This is a genomic window from Streptomyces sp. PL-25 (assembly GCF_058344915.1).
The window spans coordinates 5,899,948-5,917,381 of record NZ_CP136997.1; the positions used below are offsets into that span (position 1 = coordinate 5,899,948).

The following is a 17,434-nucleotide window of genomic DNA, read 5'->3' on the forward strand; positions in this document are numbered from 1 at the left end:
TCGGAACCACCGGGGGCCCTCTGCCGTTCTCCGGGACACCGGCCCGCACGGCACGCGGCCCCGGCCCAGTACGGCGCCCGGCACGGCACAGCGTCCGCCGACCGTGTGCGGACCCCAGCCAGAAGCGGAGGAACCGAGTGGCCAGAGCCCCCCGGCCGCGTCACATCACACTCGGCGGCCGTGCGGCGGTCGCCCTGACCGTGGAGGAGTACGACCAACTGATCGCCAGCCGACGGCAGATCGGCGGCCAGAGCGCCCGGGTGCGGGTGCTCGCACAGCGGGCCAAGCAGGCCGAACAACTGCTGGACGACCTGGAGGCGCTGATCACCGCGCACCGGGCCGGCTGCCCCGGGCACACCCGCCCGTCCCCGGCGGACCGCCCCGAGGACGGGACCACCCCGAAGACCCCTTCGGAGGACGTCCCCGGCCGCTGTCTGTGCGGCGACGTCGAGTCCCTGCTGCGCGCCCACCGGGACACGGTGTCCTGAACCGCCGGGACCGCGCCGACGCGCGTGCTACGGCGCGGCGGGAGCGGTCAGCGGCCGCCCCAGCCGCAGGTTCCAGCGCCCCGCCCGGCCACTGACCTCGGTCACCGTCAGCGGGGCCACGTCCAGCCGCCAGAAGACGGCCGCGTCCAGGCCCAGCGCCGCGACGACCGCCGCCCGCACCACCTCCGGCTCGACCACCGCGACGCTGCGCCCCTCGGCCCCGGCCGCCTCCGCGAGCCACTCCGCCACCCGGCCGCACAGATCCGCCACGGACTCACCGCCGTGCGGGGCGCTCGCGGGGTCGCCGAGCCAGCGGGCCAGGGCCTGCGGCTCGGCGGCGCCCACCTCGTCCAGCGCGAGCCCCCGCCAGCGGCCCACGTCCAGACCGGCGGGCGCCGGGGCACGTACGCCGTCCAGGCCCAGCGCGTCGGCCGTCTCCCGGCACCGCGCGCCGGGGGAGACGAGGACGCGCGCGGCGGCGGGCAGCGACCCGGCCGCCGACCGCGCCGCCGCGGCGCCGCCCTCCTCCAGCGGGCCGCCGTCGTCGAAGCGGGCCTGCCGCACGGACGCGTTCATGGCGGGGGAGACGAGCAGCATCCGGCTGGTCACGCGGTCACTCCTGGGGTGCGGCCCACGGGCCGCGGACGGGGTCGGACGTACGGGACTCGACCGGGTAGGGCACGTACGTGCGCCGGTCGGGGTCGATGGCCAGCCGGCCGCCCGCCGGGGGCCGGGCCCGCTGCGCGCAGTCGCGGCGCTCGCAGATCCGGCAGCCCAGGCCGATGGGCGTGGCGGCCCGCGGATCGTCCAGGGCGATGCCCTCGGCGTAGACGAGCCGGTGGGCGTGGCGCAGCTCGCAGCCGAGCGCGACGGCGAACTCGGCGCGCGGGGCGTGGTGCCCGGAGCCGCCGCGGGTGATGGTCCGCGCCACCCAGAAGTACCGCTTGCCGTCGGGCATCTCCGCGACCTGGGTCAGTATCCGGCCGGGCGCGGAGAACGCCTCGTACACCGTCCACAGCGGGCAGGTGCCGCCGAGCCGGGAGAAGTGGAAGTCGGTCGCGGACTGCCGCTTGGAGATGTTGCCGGCCCGGTCCACGCGCAGGAAGGAGAACGGCACACCGCGCCGCCCGGTGCGCTGGAGGGTGCTCAGCCGGTGGCAGACCGTCTCGAAGCCGACGCCGAAGCGGGCGGACAGCAGCTCGATGTCGTAGCGGGTCTCCTCGGCGGCCCGGTGGAAGGCGGTGTACGGCATCAGCAGGGCCCCGGCGAAGTAGTTGGCCAGGCCGATGCGGGCGAGCGCCGCCGACTCCGCCGAGGCGGTGCCCAGGGCGCCCTGGGCGAGGCGGTCCAGCAGCGGCCCGTGGCCGAGCAGCGCGAGCTGTGTGGCGAGCTGGAAGGCGCGCTGCCCGTCGCTCAGCCAGGGGGAGAGGAACAGCAGCCCGGTCTCCGGGTCGTAGCGCCGGGCGTCCACCGAGCGGCCCGCTGCGGCGGCCCGCACCACGCGCACGCCGTGCCGCTCGGCCAGCCGGACGGCGAGCGGATCGGCGGCCCGGCCCGGCCGCAGGCCGAGTTCGGCCGCGATCCGCTCGGCCTCGGTGTCCAGCGGCTCGAAGTGGTTGTGGTGGGCGTAGAAGAAGTCCCGTACCTCGTCGTGCGGTTCACCGGGCGGCAGCAGGTCCTCCGGGCCGCCGCCGGGCGCGGCCAGGGCGGCGGCCTGCTCGGCGGCGTCGCGGTAGCGGCGGTGCAGGGCGACCAGGGCGCGGGCCACCTCCGGATGGTCGCGGGCGGCCTCGGCGCACTCCTCGGGCGCGGGCAGCGGCACCCCGCACGCCTCGTCGGCGAGCGCGGCCCGCAGCTCGGCGGCGAGCCGGTCCTCGGCGGCCTCGGAGAAGAACTCCGCGTCGACCCCGAAGACCTCCGCGATGCGCAGCAGCACCGGCGCCGTCAGCGGCCGCGTGCTCTGTTCGAGCTGGTTGGCGTAGCTGGTGGACAGGCCCAGCGCGCGGGCCATGTCGACCTGGTTCATCCCGTGCTCGCGGCGCAGCCGGCGCAGCTTGGCATGGGCGTAGATCTTCCGGGCGGCCGGTCCCCTCGCCATGCGCGCACCTCCCGCTCCCGCCCGACCCGGCTGCGAACATAGCATCCGCAGGATTCGCAGATTCCGCAGATCCGCAGCTCGCGGATGTACGGATTACACAGCGTGGAGCGGTGGCCGGGCGGTGGGCCGCCGGGAAGGCTGAGGGTTGTCCGTCCCGGCGTGCCCTCCGAGGAGTCCTGTGATCGAGCACCACGTCCGCGTCCGTCCCAGCGCCGACCGGCTCCCGCGCGAGCAGCAGCTCGCCTGGAAGCTCGCGGCGGTGGCCACCGCCACCGGGGAACCGGACCCCGGCAGCGCCGCGATGGCCGTCAACCGGGTCATCGACAACGCCTCGGTCGCCGTCGCCTCGCTGCTGCGCCGCCCGGTCGCCGTCGCCCGCGCCCAGGCCACCGCCCACCGGGGGGCCGCCCCGGGCGCCGCCGTCTTCGGCAGCCGCGCCCGCGTCTCCCCGGAGTGGGCGGCCTGGGCCAACGGCACCGCCGTGCGCGAACTCGACTTCCACGACACGTATCTGGCCGCCGACTACTCCCATCCCGGCGACAACATCCCGCCGCTGCTCGCCGTCGCCCAGCACACCGGGCGCGGCGGCGCCGATCTGCTGCGCGCCACCGTCGCCGCGTACGAGATCCATGTCGCTCTGGTCAAGGGCATCTGCCTGCACGAGCACCGCATCGACCACGTGGCGCACCTGAGCGCGGCCACCGCGTGCGGACTCGGCGCGCTGCTGCGGCTGCCCACCGAGACGGTGTACCAGGCGGTCCAGCAGGCCGTGCACACCACGACCGCGACCCGGCAGTCCCGCAAGGGCGAGATCTCCAGCTGGAAGGCGTTCGCGCCCGCCTTCGCAGGGAAGGCCGCGATCGAGGCCGTGGACCGGGCGATGCGCGGCGAGACCTCCCCGTCGCCGGTCTACGAGGGCGAGGACGGTTTCCTGGCCTGGATGCTGGACGGGCCGGACTCCGACTACACCGTGGCGCTGCCCGAGCCGGGCGAGCCGCGCCGCGCGATCCTCGACACCTACACCAAGGAGCACTCCGCCGAGTATCAGGCGCAGGCGTTCATCGACCTGGCCCGGCGGCTGCGCGAGAAGGCCGGACCGCTGGAGCGGGTGCGCTCGGTCGTGCTGCACACCAGCCACCACACGCACCACGTCATCGGCTCCGGCGCGGGCGACCCGCAGAAGTACGACCCCGGGGCCAGCCGCGAGACGCTGGACCACTCGGTGCCGTACATCTTCGCCGTCGCCCTGGAGGACGGCACCTGGCACCACGAGCGCTCCTACGCCCCCGAGCGGGCCGCCCGCCCGGAGACGGTCGCGCTGTGGCGGAGGATCAGCACGGTCGAGGACCCGGAGTGGACCCGCCGCTACCACGACCCGGACCCGGACCGGCGGGCCTTCGGCGGGCGCGCGGTGATCACCCTGGAGGACGGCACGGTCGTCGAGGACGAACTCGCCGTCGCCGACGCCCACCCGGCCGGCGCCCGGCCCTTCGGCCGCCCGGCCTATGCCGCCAAGTTCCGCACCCTCGCCGAGGGCGTCGTCGCCCCCGCCGACCAGGACCGCTTCCTGAGCGCCGCCGAGCACCTGGCCGATCTGGGCCCGGCCGGTCTCGACGGGCTGTTCCCGGCCGTCGGCACCGAGGCCGTCGCCGCATACGACGCCCGGCTGCCGAAGGGGCTGTTCTGATGCTGCTGCACACCCGCACCACGCCCGAGCGGCGCCGCCGCGCGCTGCGCGAGCGGCTGGCGAGCGGCCGGCTGCTGGCCGTGCCGGGCGCGCTGAACCCGCTCTCCGCCCGGCTCATCCAGGACACCGGCTTCGAGGCCGCCTATCTCTCCGGTGCCGTCCTCGCCGCCGACCTGGGCCTGCCCGACATCGGCCTGACCACCTCCACCGAGATCGCGGACCGCGCCCGGCAGACCACCCGGGTGACGGACCTGCCCGTCCTGATCGACGCCGACACCGGCTTCGGCGAGCCGATGAACGCGGCCCGCACCGTCCAGCTGATGGAGGACGCGGGACTGGCCGGACTCCATCTGGAGGACCAGGTCAACCCCAAGCGCTGCGGCCATCTCGACGGCAAGACCGTCGTGCCCCGCGAGGAGATGACCCGCCGGGTCCGGGCCGCCGTCGACGCCCGCCGCGACCCGGACTTCCTGCTGATGGCCCGCACCGACGCCCGCTCCGTCGAGGGCCTGGCCGCGGCGATCGACCGGGCGAAGGCGTACGTCGACGCCGGCGCCGACGCGATCTTTCCCGAAGCCCTCGCCGATGAGGCCGAGTTCGAGGCGTTCCGCGCGGCGGTCGACGTGCCGCTGCTCGCCAACATGACCGAGTTCGGCAAGAGCCGCCTGCTGGACGCCCGCACCCTGTCGAACCTCGGCTACGACATCGCGCTCTACCCGGTCACCCTGCTCCGGCTCGCCATGGGCGCCGTCGAGGACGGCCTGCGCACCCTGGCCGCCGAGGGCACCCAGGAGTCCCTGCTGCCCCGGATGCAGACCCGCTCCCGGCTCTACGAGCTCCTCGGCTACGAGGAGTACGCGGCCTTCGACTCGGCCGTCTTCGACTTCACCCTCCCGCCCGGCACCTGACCCGAAGGCAGACCCATGACCACCAGCGCCGAGATCCACCGCGGACTCGCCGGTGTCGTCGTCGACACCACCGAGATCTCCACCGTCATCCAGGAGACCAACTCCCTCACCTACCGCGGCTACCCGGTGCAGGACCTGGCCGCCCGGTACTCCTTCGAGGAGGTCGCCCATCTGCTCTGGTACGGCGAACTGCCCGACGCGCGACGGCTCGCCGAGTTCCGGGCCGCCGAGCGCGCCCTGCGCCCGCTGGACCGCACCACCGCCGAACTGCTGGCCCGGCTGCCCGAGACCTGCCACCCGATGGACGTGCTGCGCACCGCCGTCAGCTTCTTCGGCGCCGAGGACCCCACCGAGGACGACGGCAGCCCGGCCGCCCACCACGCCAAGGCCCTGAACCTGCTGGCGAAGCTGCCCACCGTGGTCGCCGCCGACCAGCGCCGCCGCCGCGGACTCGACCCCGTCGCGCCCGACCCCGGCCTCGGGTACGCGGAGAACTTCTTCCACATGTGCTTCGGCGGCGTGCCCGACCCGGACGTGGTCCGCTGCTTCGAGATCTCCCTCGTCCTGTACGCCGAACACAGCTTCAACGCCTCGACGTTCACCGCCCGCGTGGTCACCTCCACCCTCTCCGACCTCTACAGCGCGGTCACCGCCGCCGTCGGCGCCCTCAAGGGACCGCTGCACGGCGGCGCCAACGAGGCCGTGATGCACATGCTGGAGGAGATCGGCGACCCGGCGCGCGCCGAGGAGTGGCTGGAGGAGGCGCTGGCCGCCAAGCGGAAGATCATGGGCTTCGGGCACCGCGTCTACCGGCACGGCGACTCCCGCGTCCCGATCATGCAGGACGCCCTGGACCGGCTGGTCGCCCGCGCCGCCGACCCCGAGGTCACCCGCCTGGCCACGCTGCACGCCGCACTGCGCCGCGCCGTGCGGGCCCGCAAGGGCATCCACCCGAACCTGGACTACCCGGCCGGGCTCGCCTACCACCTGATGGGCTTCGACACCCCCGTCTTCACCCCGGTGTTCGTGATGAGCCGGGTGACCGGCTGGACCGCCCACATCACCGAACAGCTCGCCCACAACGCCCTGATCCGGCCGCTGGCCGCCTACGCGGGCCCGGGACAGCGGCCGGTGCCGATCGCGCGCTGAGTGTCGCTGAGCCCGGGAACGGCTCAGGAATGCTCAAAAGTGATCGCTACTCACCCGTTGCGAGCAGAAAAGAACACTCTCTAGGGTGCGGCACATGACTCCTCCCTCCAGGATCACGCGCCGCACCCTGCTCGCCGGTGCCGCCGCCGCGGCCGCGCCGGTGCTCGCGACCCCCTCCGCCGCCGCCCCGCTCCGCCGCGGCGACTGGACCTCGGTGCGCTACCGCGGCCTGTGCGCCGACGACCCCGGCGGCCGGGACGCCCTGGCCGCCCCGCACCGCGGCTTCCGCTACGAGATGTCGTACAACGCGATCGACCTCACCAGCCCGTGGGCCAACGAGCAGAACCACAGCCCGGACGTCGAGGAGACCCTGCGCACCCTGCGCGCCGAGTACGGCGAGGGCGCCCATGTCACCCAGCTGTACTTCTACCTCTGGGACTTCGCCACCACCGCGCTCCCCGACAGCGCGCTCGCCAACATCGAACGCGTCCTCGCGGGCCTGCGCCGGGCCCGCACCACGGCCGTGCTGCGCTTCGCCTACGACGACGGGGTCCGCGAGGGCCGGCGCTACACCGTCCAGCACATCCAGGCGCATCTGCGCCAACTGGCGCCGCTGGTCGGCCGGTACAGCGACGTGGTCACCGTCTGGCAGGCGGGCTTCCTCGGCGCCTGGGGCGAGTGGCACGGCAGCTACTACGACCACGAGGACCACCCGGACGCGGTCACCGAGATCATGCGCGGCCTGGTCGCGGCGCTGCCGCCGATGGTGCAGACCCAGGTCCGCTACGCCGAGAAGCGGCAGCTGGTCGCCGACCGGCAGACCCGGGACCGGATCGGCTACCACAACGACTACCTCACCCTCGGCGAGGGGCAGTGGGACTACTACGTCCCGGGCAACCCCGGCTGGCCCGACTACCTGGCGGTGTCCCCGCACCACCCGGTGGACGGCGAGATGCCCTGGGACAAGGGGCAGAGCACCGACCCGTACGCCTGGAGCGAGGTCATCGACCCGATCGCCGCCGCCCGGCGGCTCCAGACGCTGCGCTTCGACACCCTGTCGATGGTCCACAACGCGACCGTGACCATCCCGGGCTGGCGCACCGCCCGCCTCACCGAGGGACAGGTCGCGGCCGCCGGACTGCCCGCCGCCACCGGCTACTTCCGCCGCCGCGACGGCAGCGCGGTCGAGCGCACCGCCTTCGAGTACCTCCGCGACCACCTGGGCTACCGCATCGAGGCCCGGCAGGCCCGCTGGCGGCGCTCCGGGGCCGGACTCGACGTGGAACTCGACGTGGCCAACACCGGGTTCGCCGCGCCCAAGCGGCCGCGCCCGGTCCGCCTCGTGCTCCTCGACCGGTCCGGCCGCGTCGCCTCCGGCGCCGACGCCGGCACGGACTGGCGGACCTGGCTGCCCTCCGGCCGCGCCGAGATCGACGGCGAGGACCGCACCGTCCCGGTCACCCGGGTACGCGCCACCCTGCCCGCGCCCCGCCACCCGGGCACGTACCGCCTCGGACTGCTCGTCACCGACGAGGGCCGGGACGGGAGATACGGCCTGCGGCTGGCCAACGCCGGGGTGCCGGTGGCCGACGGCGTGAACGTGCTCGGCGAGGTGGCGTTCGGCCGGCGCTGAAACAGAACACGGCCCCGGCCGCGCGGCCCCGGACGACGGGCGGTGCGGCGCGGGCGCGGTACCGCCCGCCGTTCACGGTGTCGCCTTCACGGCGTCCCGTTCACGGCGCGCCCGGACCACCGGCCGTCTGCGCGGCCCGCGGCCGCCAGGACGCGCTGCGCTCCTGGCGCCGCCGGACGTCGTGGAAGCGCCCGCCGGACGCCGGCAGCGCGTCCACGCTCCCGTCCTCCACCACCGCGCCGTCCTCCAGGAACAGCACCCGGAACACCGGACACCCGTCGAACTCAGGGCCCTCAGTCAGGGCGTCAACTCGATCGCCGGACGGGGTCAGGGCGACCTTTCGGGCCGGCGTCCGTGAAGTGGGCTCACTGCTTTGCCAGTTGGTTATCGCCCAATCCCTTGACCAGTCCCGGTCCTTGAGTATGGTCTAGACCAAGTTTCGTAGGTCTAGACCTACATCGACGTGGCCTCGCAGGCGTCGGTTCCGGCGGCGCGCCGGTTCCGTACATCGAAGGTAGTGATGTGGCATGAACACGAAAAGACGAGTCGCTGTCGCGATCGGGGCCCTGGTCGCCCCGGTGCTCGCCGTCAGCCTTCCCGCGGCCTCGGCCAGCGCGCACGGCTGGGTCACCCTGCCCACCAGCCGTCAGGAGCAGTGCGCCGAGGGTGTCGTCGACTGCGGTCAGATCAAGTACGAGCCGCAGAGCGTCGAGGGCCCCAAGGGCCTCCAGAGCTGCAGCGGCGGGCACGCCGAGTACGCCGAGCTGGACGACGACAGCAAGGGCTGGAAGGTCACCGCGGTCGGCAGCTCGGCGACCTTCACCTGGCACAACACCGCCCGTCACGCCACGGCCAACTGGCAGTACTTCATCGGCGGCCAGAAGATCGCCGAGTTCGACGGCCACAGCCAGCAGCCGCCCGCCGACGTCAGCCAGCAGGTGAACTTCGGCAGCTACACCGGCAAGCAGAAGGTGCTCGCCGTCTGGAACATCGCGGACACCGGCAACGCCTTCTACTCCTGCGTCGACGTCAACATCGGCGGCACCCCCGGCGGCGGTGACCCCGGGAACCCCGGCGGCGGTGACACCTGCACCGCCCCGGCCTGGGACGCCGCGCACGTCTACAACGGCGGCGACAGCGTCTCCTACGGCGGCCACACCTGGCGCGCCAAGTGGTGGGTGACCGGCGACAAGCCCGGCACCACCGGTCAGTGGGGCGTCTGGGAGGACCTGGGCGCCTGCCCGGCGTGAGCCCTCGGCCCCGGCGGCCCTGAGCACGGCAGGTGGGGCGGCGCGTCACGCGCCGCCCCACCTGCCGTGCCGTGCCGGGCGCTCCGGCCCGGTGAACCCCGGTGAACCCCGGTGAACCCCGATAAACCCCCGGTCAGTCCCGCGAGTTGCCGAACAGCAGCCGGTAGAGGGCCAGCAGCACCAGGGAACCGCCTATCGCGGCACCCCAGGTGGGCAGGTCGAAGAAGTGCTTCTCCACCGGGCGGTCGAGGAAGCGGGCGGAGAGCCAGCCGCCGACGAAGGCGCCCGCGATGCCGATGAGGGTCGTGCCGATCAGGCCGCCCGGGTCGCGGCCGGGCAGCAGGATCTTGGCGATCGCCCCGGCGAGCAGGCCGAGGATGATCCAGCTGATGACGCCCACGTTGTCGTCCTCCAGACGAGTCGGGTCGCGGCGGTCCGCCCGGCCCGGTGGCCGCACGGTCCGCTGTTCCGCTCCAGATGTTCCGCTTGCGTGATTGCGCAAGCCTAGAGGCACGCTCGAACTACCGCCAACAGCGCTTCCAGGCAGGCGACGGGAACAGGCCCGCGCAAAGCGTGCCCGGTCACCTCGGTGGGCGGATTGCGCAACTCTCGAACCACCTCCACGCCGTACCGCGCACCGGACCCCGGGGGCGCGGCGGCCCGCGGCGGCCCGGCGGACACCTACACTGGTGGGCGCATACGCGGTGGACGGTGACGGGCGGACGGGAGAGCGCTGTGACGGGGAACGCCGGGGGATTCGAGGACCCGCCCGCCGAGGTGCTGGCCTCCGCGGCGGCCGCGTTCGGGCTGCTCGCCTCCTCGGCGCGGCTGCACCTGATGTGGGCGCTGTCCCAGGGCGAGAGCGACGTCACCCATCTCGCCGACCGGGTGGGCGGCGCGCTGCCCGCGGTCAGCCAGCACCTGGCCAAGCTGAAGCTCGCCGGTCTGGTGCGCTCGCGCCGCGAGGGCCGTAGACAGGTGTACTACGTGGACGACCCGGACGTCGTCACCGTCGTACGGGTGATGGTCGGGCAGCTGACCGCGCGCTCCCGCACCTCCGCGGCGCCCGTGCGCGCGCTGCGCGGGACCGGTGGCTGAGACCAGCGCGGCGCCGGGCCGGCGGCAGGACGGGGACCAGGGGCGGCCCATCCTGACGGCGGCCCCGCCCGGATGGGCGCCGGGGCGTCCCGTGCCCACCGTCCTGGAGGTGCTGCGCGGGCTGGACAGCGGCCCCCGCGGGCTGACCGAGGCCCAGGCCGCGCAGCGGCTGGCGCTGCTGGGCGAGAACACCGTCCCGGCCCGGCGCGAGGCGTCCTGGCCGCGCCTGTTCGTCCGCAGCCTGCGCGATCCGTTCACCGCCGTGCTCGGCTGCCTCGGACTGGTCTCCGCCGCCGTCCTCGCCTGGGGCACCGCCGCGGTGATCCTGCTGCTCGTCGTGGTCAGCTGCGCCCTGCGGGCCTCCGGCGAGCACCGGGCCGACCGCTCCGCCGCCGCGCTGCGCGAACTGGTCGCCACCACCGCCACGGTGGTCCGGCGCGAGGACGGGGATGACGACGGGGCCGGGGCCGGGGCCGGGGTACCGGTCGCCCGCGAGACACCCGTGGCCGAGCTGGTGCCCGGCGACGTCATCCGGCTCGGGCCCGGCGACGTCGTCCCCGCCGACGTACGACTGCTGCGGTCGAGCGGCCTCACCGTGCACCAGGCCGCGCTGACCGGGGAGTCCGCGCCCGTCGCCAAGACCGCCGACGATCTGCCGCCGGAACCGGGCGGCGGGGTGCTGGAACAGCCGCAGCTCTGCTTCCTGGGCAGCAGCGTGGCCTCCGGCGGCGCCACGGCGGTCGTCACCGCGACCGGCCCGCACGTCCGCTTCGCCGCCGCCCACGACCGCGCCGGGGCCCGGCCCGCCGCGAGCGCCTTCGACCGGTCCGTGCACGGGATCTCCTGGATCCTCATCCGCTTCATGCTGCTCACCCCGCCGCTGGTGCTGACCGCGAACGCGGCGCTGCGCGGACGCGGCCTGGAGACCCTGCCGTTCGCGGTGGCGGTGGCGGTCGGGCTGAGCCCGGAGATGCTGCCGGTCCTCGTCACCCTGTGCCTGGCCAGGGGCGCCTCGCTGCTGGCCCGCGCGCACGGCGTGATCGTCAAACGGCTGCCCGCCCTGCACGACGTCGGCGCCGTCGACGTGCTGTGCCTGGACAAGACCGGCACCCTGACCCAGGACCGCCCGGTCCTCGACCGCGCCCTCGGTCCGGACGGCCGCGACGACCCCGAGGTGCTGCACTGGGCCGCCGTCAACGCCTGGTGGACGCTGCAACTCGCCGACCTGCCCGAACCCGACGCCCTCGACGAGGCCATCCTCGACGCGGCCGACGAGGACGCGCTCACCGCGTACGAGGGCACGGCGGCCCTCGCCTTCGCCCCCGCGCACCGCCTGGCCACCGCCGTCATCCGGACCCCCGGACGGCTCGGCCGCCACACCCTGGTCGTCAAGGGCGATGTCCAGGCGGTCCTGGAGCGCTGCGCGCTCGACGAGGAGGAGCGCGCGGAGCTGTCCGGCCTCGCCGTCCGGCACGCCGGGCGCGGGGCGCGGGTGCTGGCCGTCGCCACCGCCGAACGCCCGGCCCGCTCGCGCGGTTACACACCCGCCGACGTCCGCGGGCTCACCTTCCGCGGCCTGGTCACCCTGCGCGACGCGCTGGCGCCCACCGCCGCCGACGCGCTGCGGGTCCTCACCGACCGGGGCGTCACCGTCAAGGTGCTCACCGGCGACCATCCGGGCACGGCCGTGCGCGCCTGCCTCGACCTCGGGATACCCGTCGAGCCGGACGCCGTGCTCACCGCCGACCGCGTCGACGCCCTCACCGACGGCGAACTCGCCGCCGCGGCCGGGCGTACGACCGTCTTCGCGCGCTGCACCCCCGAGCACAAGGCCCGGATCACCCGGGCGCTGCGCCGGGCCGGACACACCGTGGGCTTCCTCGGCGACGGCGTCAACGACCTGCCCGCGCTGCGCGCCGCCGACGTCGGCATCGCGCCCCGGGACGCCGCCGACGTGGCCCGGGAGAGCGCGGACGTGGTGCTCGCGCGCAAGGACCTCACCGCCGTCGCGCACGCCGTCGCCGCCGGGCGGCACGCGGGCGACAACATCGCCACCTATCTGCGCGTCACCCTGTCGTCCAACCTCGGCAATGTGCTCGCGATGCTCTCGGCCGGGCTGCTGCTGCCCTTCCTGCCGATGCTCCCCGCGCAGGTCCTCATCCAGAACCTGTGCTTCGACGCGGCCCAGCTCGCCTTCGCCCACGACCGGCCGCATCCGGCGGTCCTGCGGCGCCCCGCCGTGCTGGACCCGCGGGACCTGCTGCGCTTCATCACCGGCTTCGGCGCGCTGAACGCCGTCGCCGACCTGGCGACCTTCGCCGTCCTCGCGCTCACCCTGCACGGCCCGGGGACCGGGGACGACGAGGCGGTGTTCCACTCCGGCTGGTTCACCGAGAACCTGCTCACCCAGGCGCTGGTGATGGTGCTGCTGCGGGTCGGCCGCCGGACGGCCGGGGCCGGCCGACCCGGCCCCGTCGTGTGGGCGGCGGGCGCGCTCGCCGCCATCGGCCTGACCCTGCCACCCTCCCCGCTGGGCCCGCCGCTCGGCCTGACCGCCCTGCCGGGCGAGTACTACCTGCTGCTCACCGCCGTCCTGGCGCTCTACGCCGCGGCCCTCCTGGCGGCCAGGGCACGCTACACCCGCGGCCCGGACCCCACCTGACCGCCCCGCCCCGGCGCGCGACGGGGGTGCCCCGGACCCCGGCGGGCGCGGTGCGCGAGGGCGCGGCTTCCCGCTGGGTGCGAGCGGTGCGCGCGGGCGCGCGGGGCCTCTCCCCGCATGGCCCGGTGCGCGACGGCGTCCGGTTCTCCGTCTGTCCGGCCCGGTGCGCGCGGCGATGACGTCCCGCGGCCTCGGCGGGCGCGGTGTGCGGCGGTGTGTGTCGTGTCGTCCGGGCGGGTCGGTGTGTAGGGCGCGGGGCTTTCTGCTGGGTGGGTCAGGGGTACGCGGCGGGGTGCGGGTTCTTTCCCGTCGGGCCCGCGTACGTCACTCCTTGGCGCCGTCGCGCAGGTGCAGGGAGCGCAGGGCGGCTTCCAGGGCGAAGCGGTGGCCGGGGTCGGCGAGGCGGTCGCCGAGGCGGGCGTCCAGGTTCCGCAGCCGGTAGCGGACGGTCTGGGCGTGCACACCGAGGATCTCGCCGACCTGTTCCGCCGGCGCCCGGGTGGAGACGTGCACGCGCAGCGTCTCCACGAGCCGGTCGCGGCGGCTTGCGGGCAGCCCGTCCAGCGGGGCGAGTTCCCTGGCCGCCAGGTGGGAGACCAGCGGCGGGTCGGACAGCAGCCAGAGGGTCACCAGATGGTCCTCGCAGCGGACCAGCGGAGCGTCGGCGACGACGCCCTCGTCGATCAGCTGGAGCACCCGCCGCGCCCAGCGGATGGAGTCGGCGGCCTGGGTGAGCGGCACGGTCAGGCCCGCCACGGCGTGTGTGCCGCCGAGCGCCGAGTCGAGCATCGCCAGGCGCTCGGCGGTCAGTTCGCCCGGGACGAGCAGATGCGGCTGGGGGATGTCCAGATCGGCGAGGACGTCCCCGGCGAGGCCCGCCTCCACATGGTCGGGCGCGGGGGAGCGCAGGGCGACCAGGGTGACATGGGAGGGCAGCGTCCAGGCGGCGGCCTCGCACAGCCCGGACACGGTCGACTGGGGCAGCGGCGGAGCGGCCAGGATCAGGTGCAGCAGCTGTCTGCGCAGCGCCGAGACCTCGGAGGAGGCCCGCGACTGCACCTCGACGTAGCCCTCGCGGGAGACCGCCTCCAGCTCCTCCACGTAGGCGAACAGGGCGTCGGCGAAGGCCAGGATGACCGTGGGCGACAGGTTGTACTGGCGGCCCACGGCCTTGGCCCGGCGCAGCGCGATCCGGGCGCCGAGCCGGTACGCCCCCTGGAGCGTGTCCAGTTCGCGGCCCTCGTACGCCTCGACGCGCCCGAACTTGCGCAGCAGCTCGTCGCGCAGGGCGGAGTTCTTGCCGGGCTCGGCGACCCGGTCCACGAACGCGGACAGGGCCTGTTCGACGCCCTGCCGGATGGCGTCCGCGTTGGGGCCGTTGAGCAGTCGGCCGTAGACCGGGTAGGCGCGGGTGACCTCGATGCGTATCTCCTTCATGAGTCCGGGTAATTCCGGACGCATGAAGGCCGCGAACTCCTTGGGCAGGGGGTCGAGCGGTTCACCGACCTCCGGTGTCCGTACGGGTGAAGGCATGAGTTGGTCGTCCCTTGCTCTTCCGACGCGCCCGGTGGGGAACCGGCCGTCTGTCACCCGCCGTCGCGGGGCGTGACAGGCGGCCGGTCCAGGTGCAGACCTGTGTGAAAGGTGAAGCTAAATCAACTTCCTTGATCCGTACACAGGTTGGACACACTTTGGTGCCGAGGCACCGGCGCGGCCGGCCGGGACGGCTGATAATCGCCGCCGTACGGCCATTACTTGACGGCGGAGTTCCAGTTCTGCGAGAGGATCTTGCCCGCGTCGGGGGCGGCGGCACCGGGTGCGTTCAGACCGGCCAGGTAGGTCTGGGCGTTGTTCAGGGTGACGCTGTTCTTCCCGGCGGCCGAGGGCAGGCCCGTCTTGAGGTTGACGGCCGCGTCGATCAGCCCGAGCAGGCCGAGTCCGCAGCCGCTGGCGCCGGGCACCGCGAAGGTGCTGTCGTTCTGGGTGGCGCCGGTGAGGTTGATCCGGCTCATGTCGCCGTCGTCGGCGAGGGTGCCGTCGCCCTTGAAGAAGGTCATGCCGAAGTCGGGCAGGTTCACGTTGTGCGGGCGCAGCACGATCGGGTTCGACTTGGTGCCGATGTAGCAGTTGGAGCCGAGGAACGGGTTCTGCAGGTGGACGCGGACCGGGATGGCGACGATCGGTTCGTCGGTGAGGATGCCCGCGGTCTGGTTGAAGTCGTGGGGCGCGCCCACGGACTCCACGGTGGCCGTGATCTTGTTGAGGCTGCTGTCGGCGATCTGGTTGCAGATGGCCGTGACGGCGGGGATGTTGCTCGGGCACATCAGGCCGAGCAGACCGCCGGGCACGGTCGCGGAGTCGGCGATGAGCGCCCCGGTCGGCGGGGCCACCACCGAGCTGGTGCCGTCCGCGTTCTGCACCACCCCGATCTGGAGCTCGGTCCGGCCCGTCGTCACCGTGGTGTTGCCCAGCTTGATGGAGCCGCCGGCCGAGGTGGACACCACGCACTGCGGGGTCTGGACCAGACCGTCGGCGGCGAGCATCGCGGAGGCGCCCACCGGACAGCGGGTGAAGGGCCCCCACTCGCCGTTCAGCTGGGTGGTCGCGGCGGTGGCCGTGCCCATGGCCGCGAAGGAGCCGAGGGCGGTGCCGAGCACGGTGACGGTCGTGGCGGCGAGTCTGGTGCGGCGGGACAACCGGTTCATGGCATGGCCTTCCATGGGAGTACGGGGGACGAGTGCGGAGAAGGGGAGTTCAGGGTGCCGGGGGTGCCGGGCGAGCGCGGCGGACGGCGGGTCAGCGTTCGGGCACCGGGATCTGCGCCGGCTCCAGGTCCTTGGTGCACTGGCCCTCGACCGGATTGGCCTGGCCGCAGGTCTGGCCCTGGATCTGTTTGATGTAGTTGCCCGGCCCGGAGACCGAGGCCGTCAGCAGGCCGTCGAGGTCCTCGCCGCCCGCGCCGCAGCCGGTGAACGCGGGGATCGTCGTCTCGCCGGTCAGCGGGCCGCCCGAGAGCAGGATGTAGCCGGTGGCCGGCTCGCCCAGCGCGTACTCGCCCCTGCCGTGCAGCACCAGGTGGTCGCCGGGGTGCTTGGCCGGGTCCGGGTCGGCCGAGCTGAGCGAGGTGCGGGTCCGGCAGGACGAACCGACGTCGAGGGGAGTGCCGTTGACGGTCAGGGAGGTGACCCTGAGCACCAGCGGGACCCGGATGTAGGTGTCCATCGTGGTGTAGAAGGTCGTCATGTCCATCTCGCCGCGGGAGTCGATGGACAGCGGACCCGTCTCCTCCAGCACCATGGTGGCCGTGGCCGGGGCGAAGTCGAAGGTCAGGAAGGTGGCCTTGAACGGCGGGGTCTGCTGCTTGCCCTGGTAGGAGAGCTGACCGTCGGAGTGCTGGGTGATGACCGCCGGGCCGCCGTCCTCGGGGAACTGGAAGTCCGGCTGGCCCTGCTCGATCAGCGCGCAGGACACCGGGATCAGCGACGCGCCCTTCTGCTTGCGTACGTTGGCGTAGCCGGTGATGTAGCTGTTCAGCGACATCTCGTCCGCGGGGTGCCCGGCGTCGAAGCGGCACGGCGGGGCGTTCGTGCCGCCGGTGGTGGCATCGGAGAGGCTGCCGGTGAGCTTCGGGGCCCGGTCGCTCTGCGGGTTGCCGTCCGGCGCGGCGGAGCGCCCGGCGGCCGAGGACGGCGCCGACGGGGCGCCGGAGCCGGAGGGCCCGGTGGACGGCCCGCCGGGGGAGCCGGAGGGCGCACCGGAGTGATCCGCCGTCGGACCGTCCACCGGCACGGTGGCCAGCAGCCCCTTGCCGGGCGCGTCCTCGCCCAGGGTGCACCGCAGGGTGACCGGGGGCGGGGCGGTGGCCGTGGCGTCCGCCGGGGACACCGCCAGGTCGATGTCGAGACCCTGGGCCGTCAGCGTCAGATCGCCGGCGCTCTGCGCGGTCATCGAGGGCACGTCGCCGGTGGCGGTCAGCGTGAGCGGCCCGGAGCCGGGCACGGCGGCGGGCTCTGCGGTGCCGCGCCAGGTCGCCTGCGCCGAGGCGGTGTTCTGCGTGACGCCGACGCTCAGCCGGGTCGCGGCCCGCACCTCGGCGCTCTCGGGAGCGCCCAGTTCCGCCACGGCGGCGGCCGGCAGCTCCACCGTGGTGGTGACATCCGTGGGCCGGATCGTCCGGCGCGGTGCCGCCCGGTCCGGGAACGCCGCCGTGACCCGTACCGTCGCCGGCTGCTGGTGCCCGGACGGGAAGGCGCACACATAGGGCAGTGCCGTGTCCACCTGCTGGGTCCCGGCCGCGGCGACGGCGGCGGGGACCATGGCGGCGAGCACGACGAACGCGGCGGTCGTCGCGCCCCGGACCCGGACCCGCCGGGTCCACCGCTCGGCTGCACGGGGGCCTGTCATCTGCTGCTCCACTCGGGTCGTTCACGGACAGGGGCGCCGAACCGGCCGCAACCGCCC

At 74.4% G+C, this 17,434-nt stretch carries 15 protein-coding genes; 8 read left to right on the forward strand and 7 right to left on the reverse strand.

The window, feature by feature from the left end; genetic code table 11:
• Positions 1-137 precede the first annotated feature (137 nt).
• Positions 138-488: a hypothetical protein gene (locus R4Z62_RS26380; protein ID WP_491521078.1), complete on the forward strand. Its 351-nt coding sequence runs from the start codon at positions 138-140 to the stop codon at positions 486-488.
• Positions 489-515: 27 nt separating this feature from the next.
• Here the strand turns inward: R4Z62_RS26380 and R4Z62_RS26385 are convergent, their stop codons facing one another.
• Positions 516-1,097, reverse strand: a complete 582-nt coding sequence (locus R4Z62_RS26385; protein ID WP_381739677.1) for a histidine phosphatase family protein — start codon at positions 1,095-1,097, stop codon at positions 516-518.
• Between the two features lie 4 nt (positions 1,098-1,101).
• Complete coding sequence (locus R4Z62_RS26390; RefSeq protein ID WP_491521079.1) at positions 1,102-2,586, reverse strand: short-chain fatty acyl-CoA regulator family protein; 1,485 nt, start codon at positions 2,584-2,586, stop codon at positions 1,102-1,104.
• 178 nt (positions 2,587-2,764) lie between these two features.
• On the opposite strand from R4Z62_RS26390, the gene R4Z62_RS26395 reads away from it, so the two are divergent.
• From R4Z62_RS26395 to R4Z62_RS26410, 4 genes are all read left to right on the forward strand, one after another.
• The gene (locus tag R4Z62_RS26395; protein WP_491521080.1) at positions 2,765-4,273 is read left to right on the forward strand and encodes an MmgE/PrpD family protein; all 1,509 of its coding nucleotides are present in this window, start codon (positions 2,765-2,767) and stop codon (positions 4,271-4,273) included.
• A 2-nt stretch (positions 4,274-4,275) separates the two neighbouring features.
• Positions 4,276-5,181, forward strand: coding sequence for a methylisocitrate lyase (prpB, locus tag R4Z62_RS26400; RefSeq protein WP_491521929.1), 906 nt, complete (start codon positions 4,276-4,278; stop codon positions 5,179-5,181).
• Positions 5,182-5,196: 15 nt separating this feature from the next.
• Positions 5,197-6,330 carry a bifunctional 2-methylcitrate synthase/citrate synthase gene (locus tag R4Z62_RS26405; protein WP_491521081.1) on the forward strand — a complete coding sequence of 378 codons (1,134 nt, stop codon included), beginning with the start codon at positions 5,197-5,199 and terminating at the stop codon, positions 6,328-6,330.
• A 94-nt stretch (positions 6,331-6,424) separates the two neighbouring features.
• The gene (locus R4Z62_RS26410) at positions 6,425-7,963 is read left to right on the forward strand and encodes a DUF4874 domain-containing protein (protein WP_491521082.1); all 1,539 of its coding nucleotides are present in this window, start codon (positions 6,425-6,427) and stop codon (positions 7,961-7,963) included.
• Between the two features lie 100 nt (positions 7,964-8,063).
• On the opposite strand, the gene R4Z62_RS26415 is transcribed toward R4Z62_RS26410, so the two are convergent.
• A complete protein-coding gene (locus R4Z62_RS26415) occupies positions 8,064-8,222 on the reverse strand; it encodes a hypothetical protein (RefSeq protein ID WP_491521083.1) in 159 nt (52 codons plus the stop codon).
• Between the two features lie 268 nt (positions 8,223-8,490).
• Between R4Z62_RS26415 and R4Z62_RS26420 the strand changes: the two genes are divergently transcribed.
• A complete protein-coding gene (locus tag R4Z62_RS26420; protein ID WP_037889239.1) occupies positions 8,491-9,213 on the forward strand; it encodes a lytic polysaccharide monooxygenase in 723 nt (240 codons plus the stop codon).
• Positions 9,214-9,346: 133 nt separating this feature from the next.
• Here R4Z62_RS26420 and R4Z62_RS26425 read toward each other — a convergent pair whose 3' ends face one another.
• Positions 9,347-9,613, reverse strand: coding sequence for a GlsB/YeaQ/YmgE family stress response membrane protein (locus R4Z62_RS26425; protein ID WP_491521084.1), 267 nt, complete (start codon positions 9,611-9,613; stop codon positions 9,347-9,349).
• Positions 9,614-9,948: 335 nt separating this feature from the next.
• On the opposite strand from R4Z62_RS26425, the gene R4Z62_RS26430 reads away from it, so the two are divergent.
• Entirely contained in the window at positions 9,949-10,311 is a 363-nt protein-coding gene (locus R4Z62_RS26430; RefSeq protein ID WP_018564503.1) for an ArsR/SmtB family transcription factor, read from the forward strand.
• Positions 10,304-12,973 (forward strand): magnesium-translocating P-type ATPase, encoded by a 2,670-nt coding sequence (gene mgtA, locus R4Z62_RS26435; RefSeq protein ID WP_491521085.1) that lies wholly within the window; start codon positions 10,304-10,306, stop codon positions 12,971-12,973. The genes R4Z62_RS26430 and mgtA overlap by 8 nt, the downstream gene beginning before the upstream one ends.
• Positions 12,974-13,297: 324 nt before the next feature.
• Here the strand turns inward: mgtA and R4Z62_RS26440 are convergent, their stop codons facing one another.
• The 3 genes from R4Z62_RS26440 to R4Z62_RS26450 form a co-directional block, all read right to left on the reverse strand.
• Positions 13,298-14,506, reverse strand: a complete 1,209-nt coding sequence (locus R4Z62_RS26440; RefSeq protein WP_355479649.1) for a PucR-like N-terminal domain-containing protein — start codon at positions 14,504-14,506, stop codon at positions 13,298-13,300.
• A gap of 218 nt (positions 14,507-14,724) precedes the next feature.
• The gene (locus tag R4Z62_RS26445; protein WP_064535766.1) at positions 14,725-15,678 is read right to left on the reverse strand and encodes a hypothetical protein; all 954 of its coding nucleotides are present in this window, start codon (positions 15,676-15,678) and stop codon (positions 14,725-14,727) included.
• 91 nt (positions 15,679-15,769) lie between these two features.
• A complete protein-coding gene (locus R4Z62_RS26450) occupies positions 15,770-17,377 on the reverse strand; it encodes a DUF6801 domain-containing protein (RefSeq protein WP_491521086.1) in 1,608 nt (535 codons plus the stop codon).
• Positions 17,378-17,434 lie beyond the last annotated feature (57 nt).

Coding starts and splice junctions, on each gene's coding strand:
- R4Z62_RS26405 (WP_491521081.1), top strand. CDS start 5,197: ATGACCACCAGCGCCGAGATCCACCGCGGACTCGCCGGTGTCGTCGTC.
- R4Z62_RS26410 (WP_491521082.1), top strand. CDS start 6,425: ATGACTCCTCCCTCCAGGATCACGCGCCGCACCCTGCTCGCCGGTGCC.
- R4Z62_RS26445 (WP_064535766.1), bottom strand. CDS start 15,678: ATGAACCGGTTGTCCCGCCGCACCAGACTCGCCGCCACGACCGTCACC.
- R4Z62_RS26440 (WP_355479649.1), bottom strand. CDS start 14,506: ATGCCTTCACCCGTACGGACACCGGAGGTCGGTGAACCGCTCGACCCC.
- R4Z62_RS26450 (WP_491521086.1), bottom strand. CDS start 17,377: ATGACAGGCCCCCGTGCAGCCGAGCGGTGGACCCGGCGGGTCCGGGTC.
- R4Z62_RS26420 (WP_037889239.1), top strand. CDS start 8,491: ATGAACACGAAAAGACGAGTCGCTGTCGCGATCGGGGCCCTGGTCGCC.
- R4Z62_RS26390 (WP_491521079.1), bottom strand. CDS start 2,586: ATGGCGAGGGGACCGGCCGCCCGGAAGATCTACGCCCATGCCAAGCTG.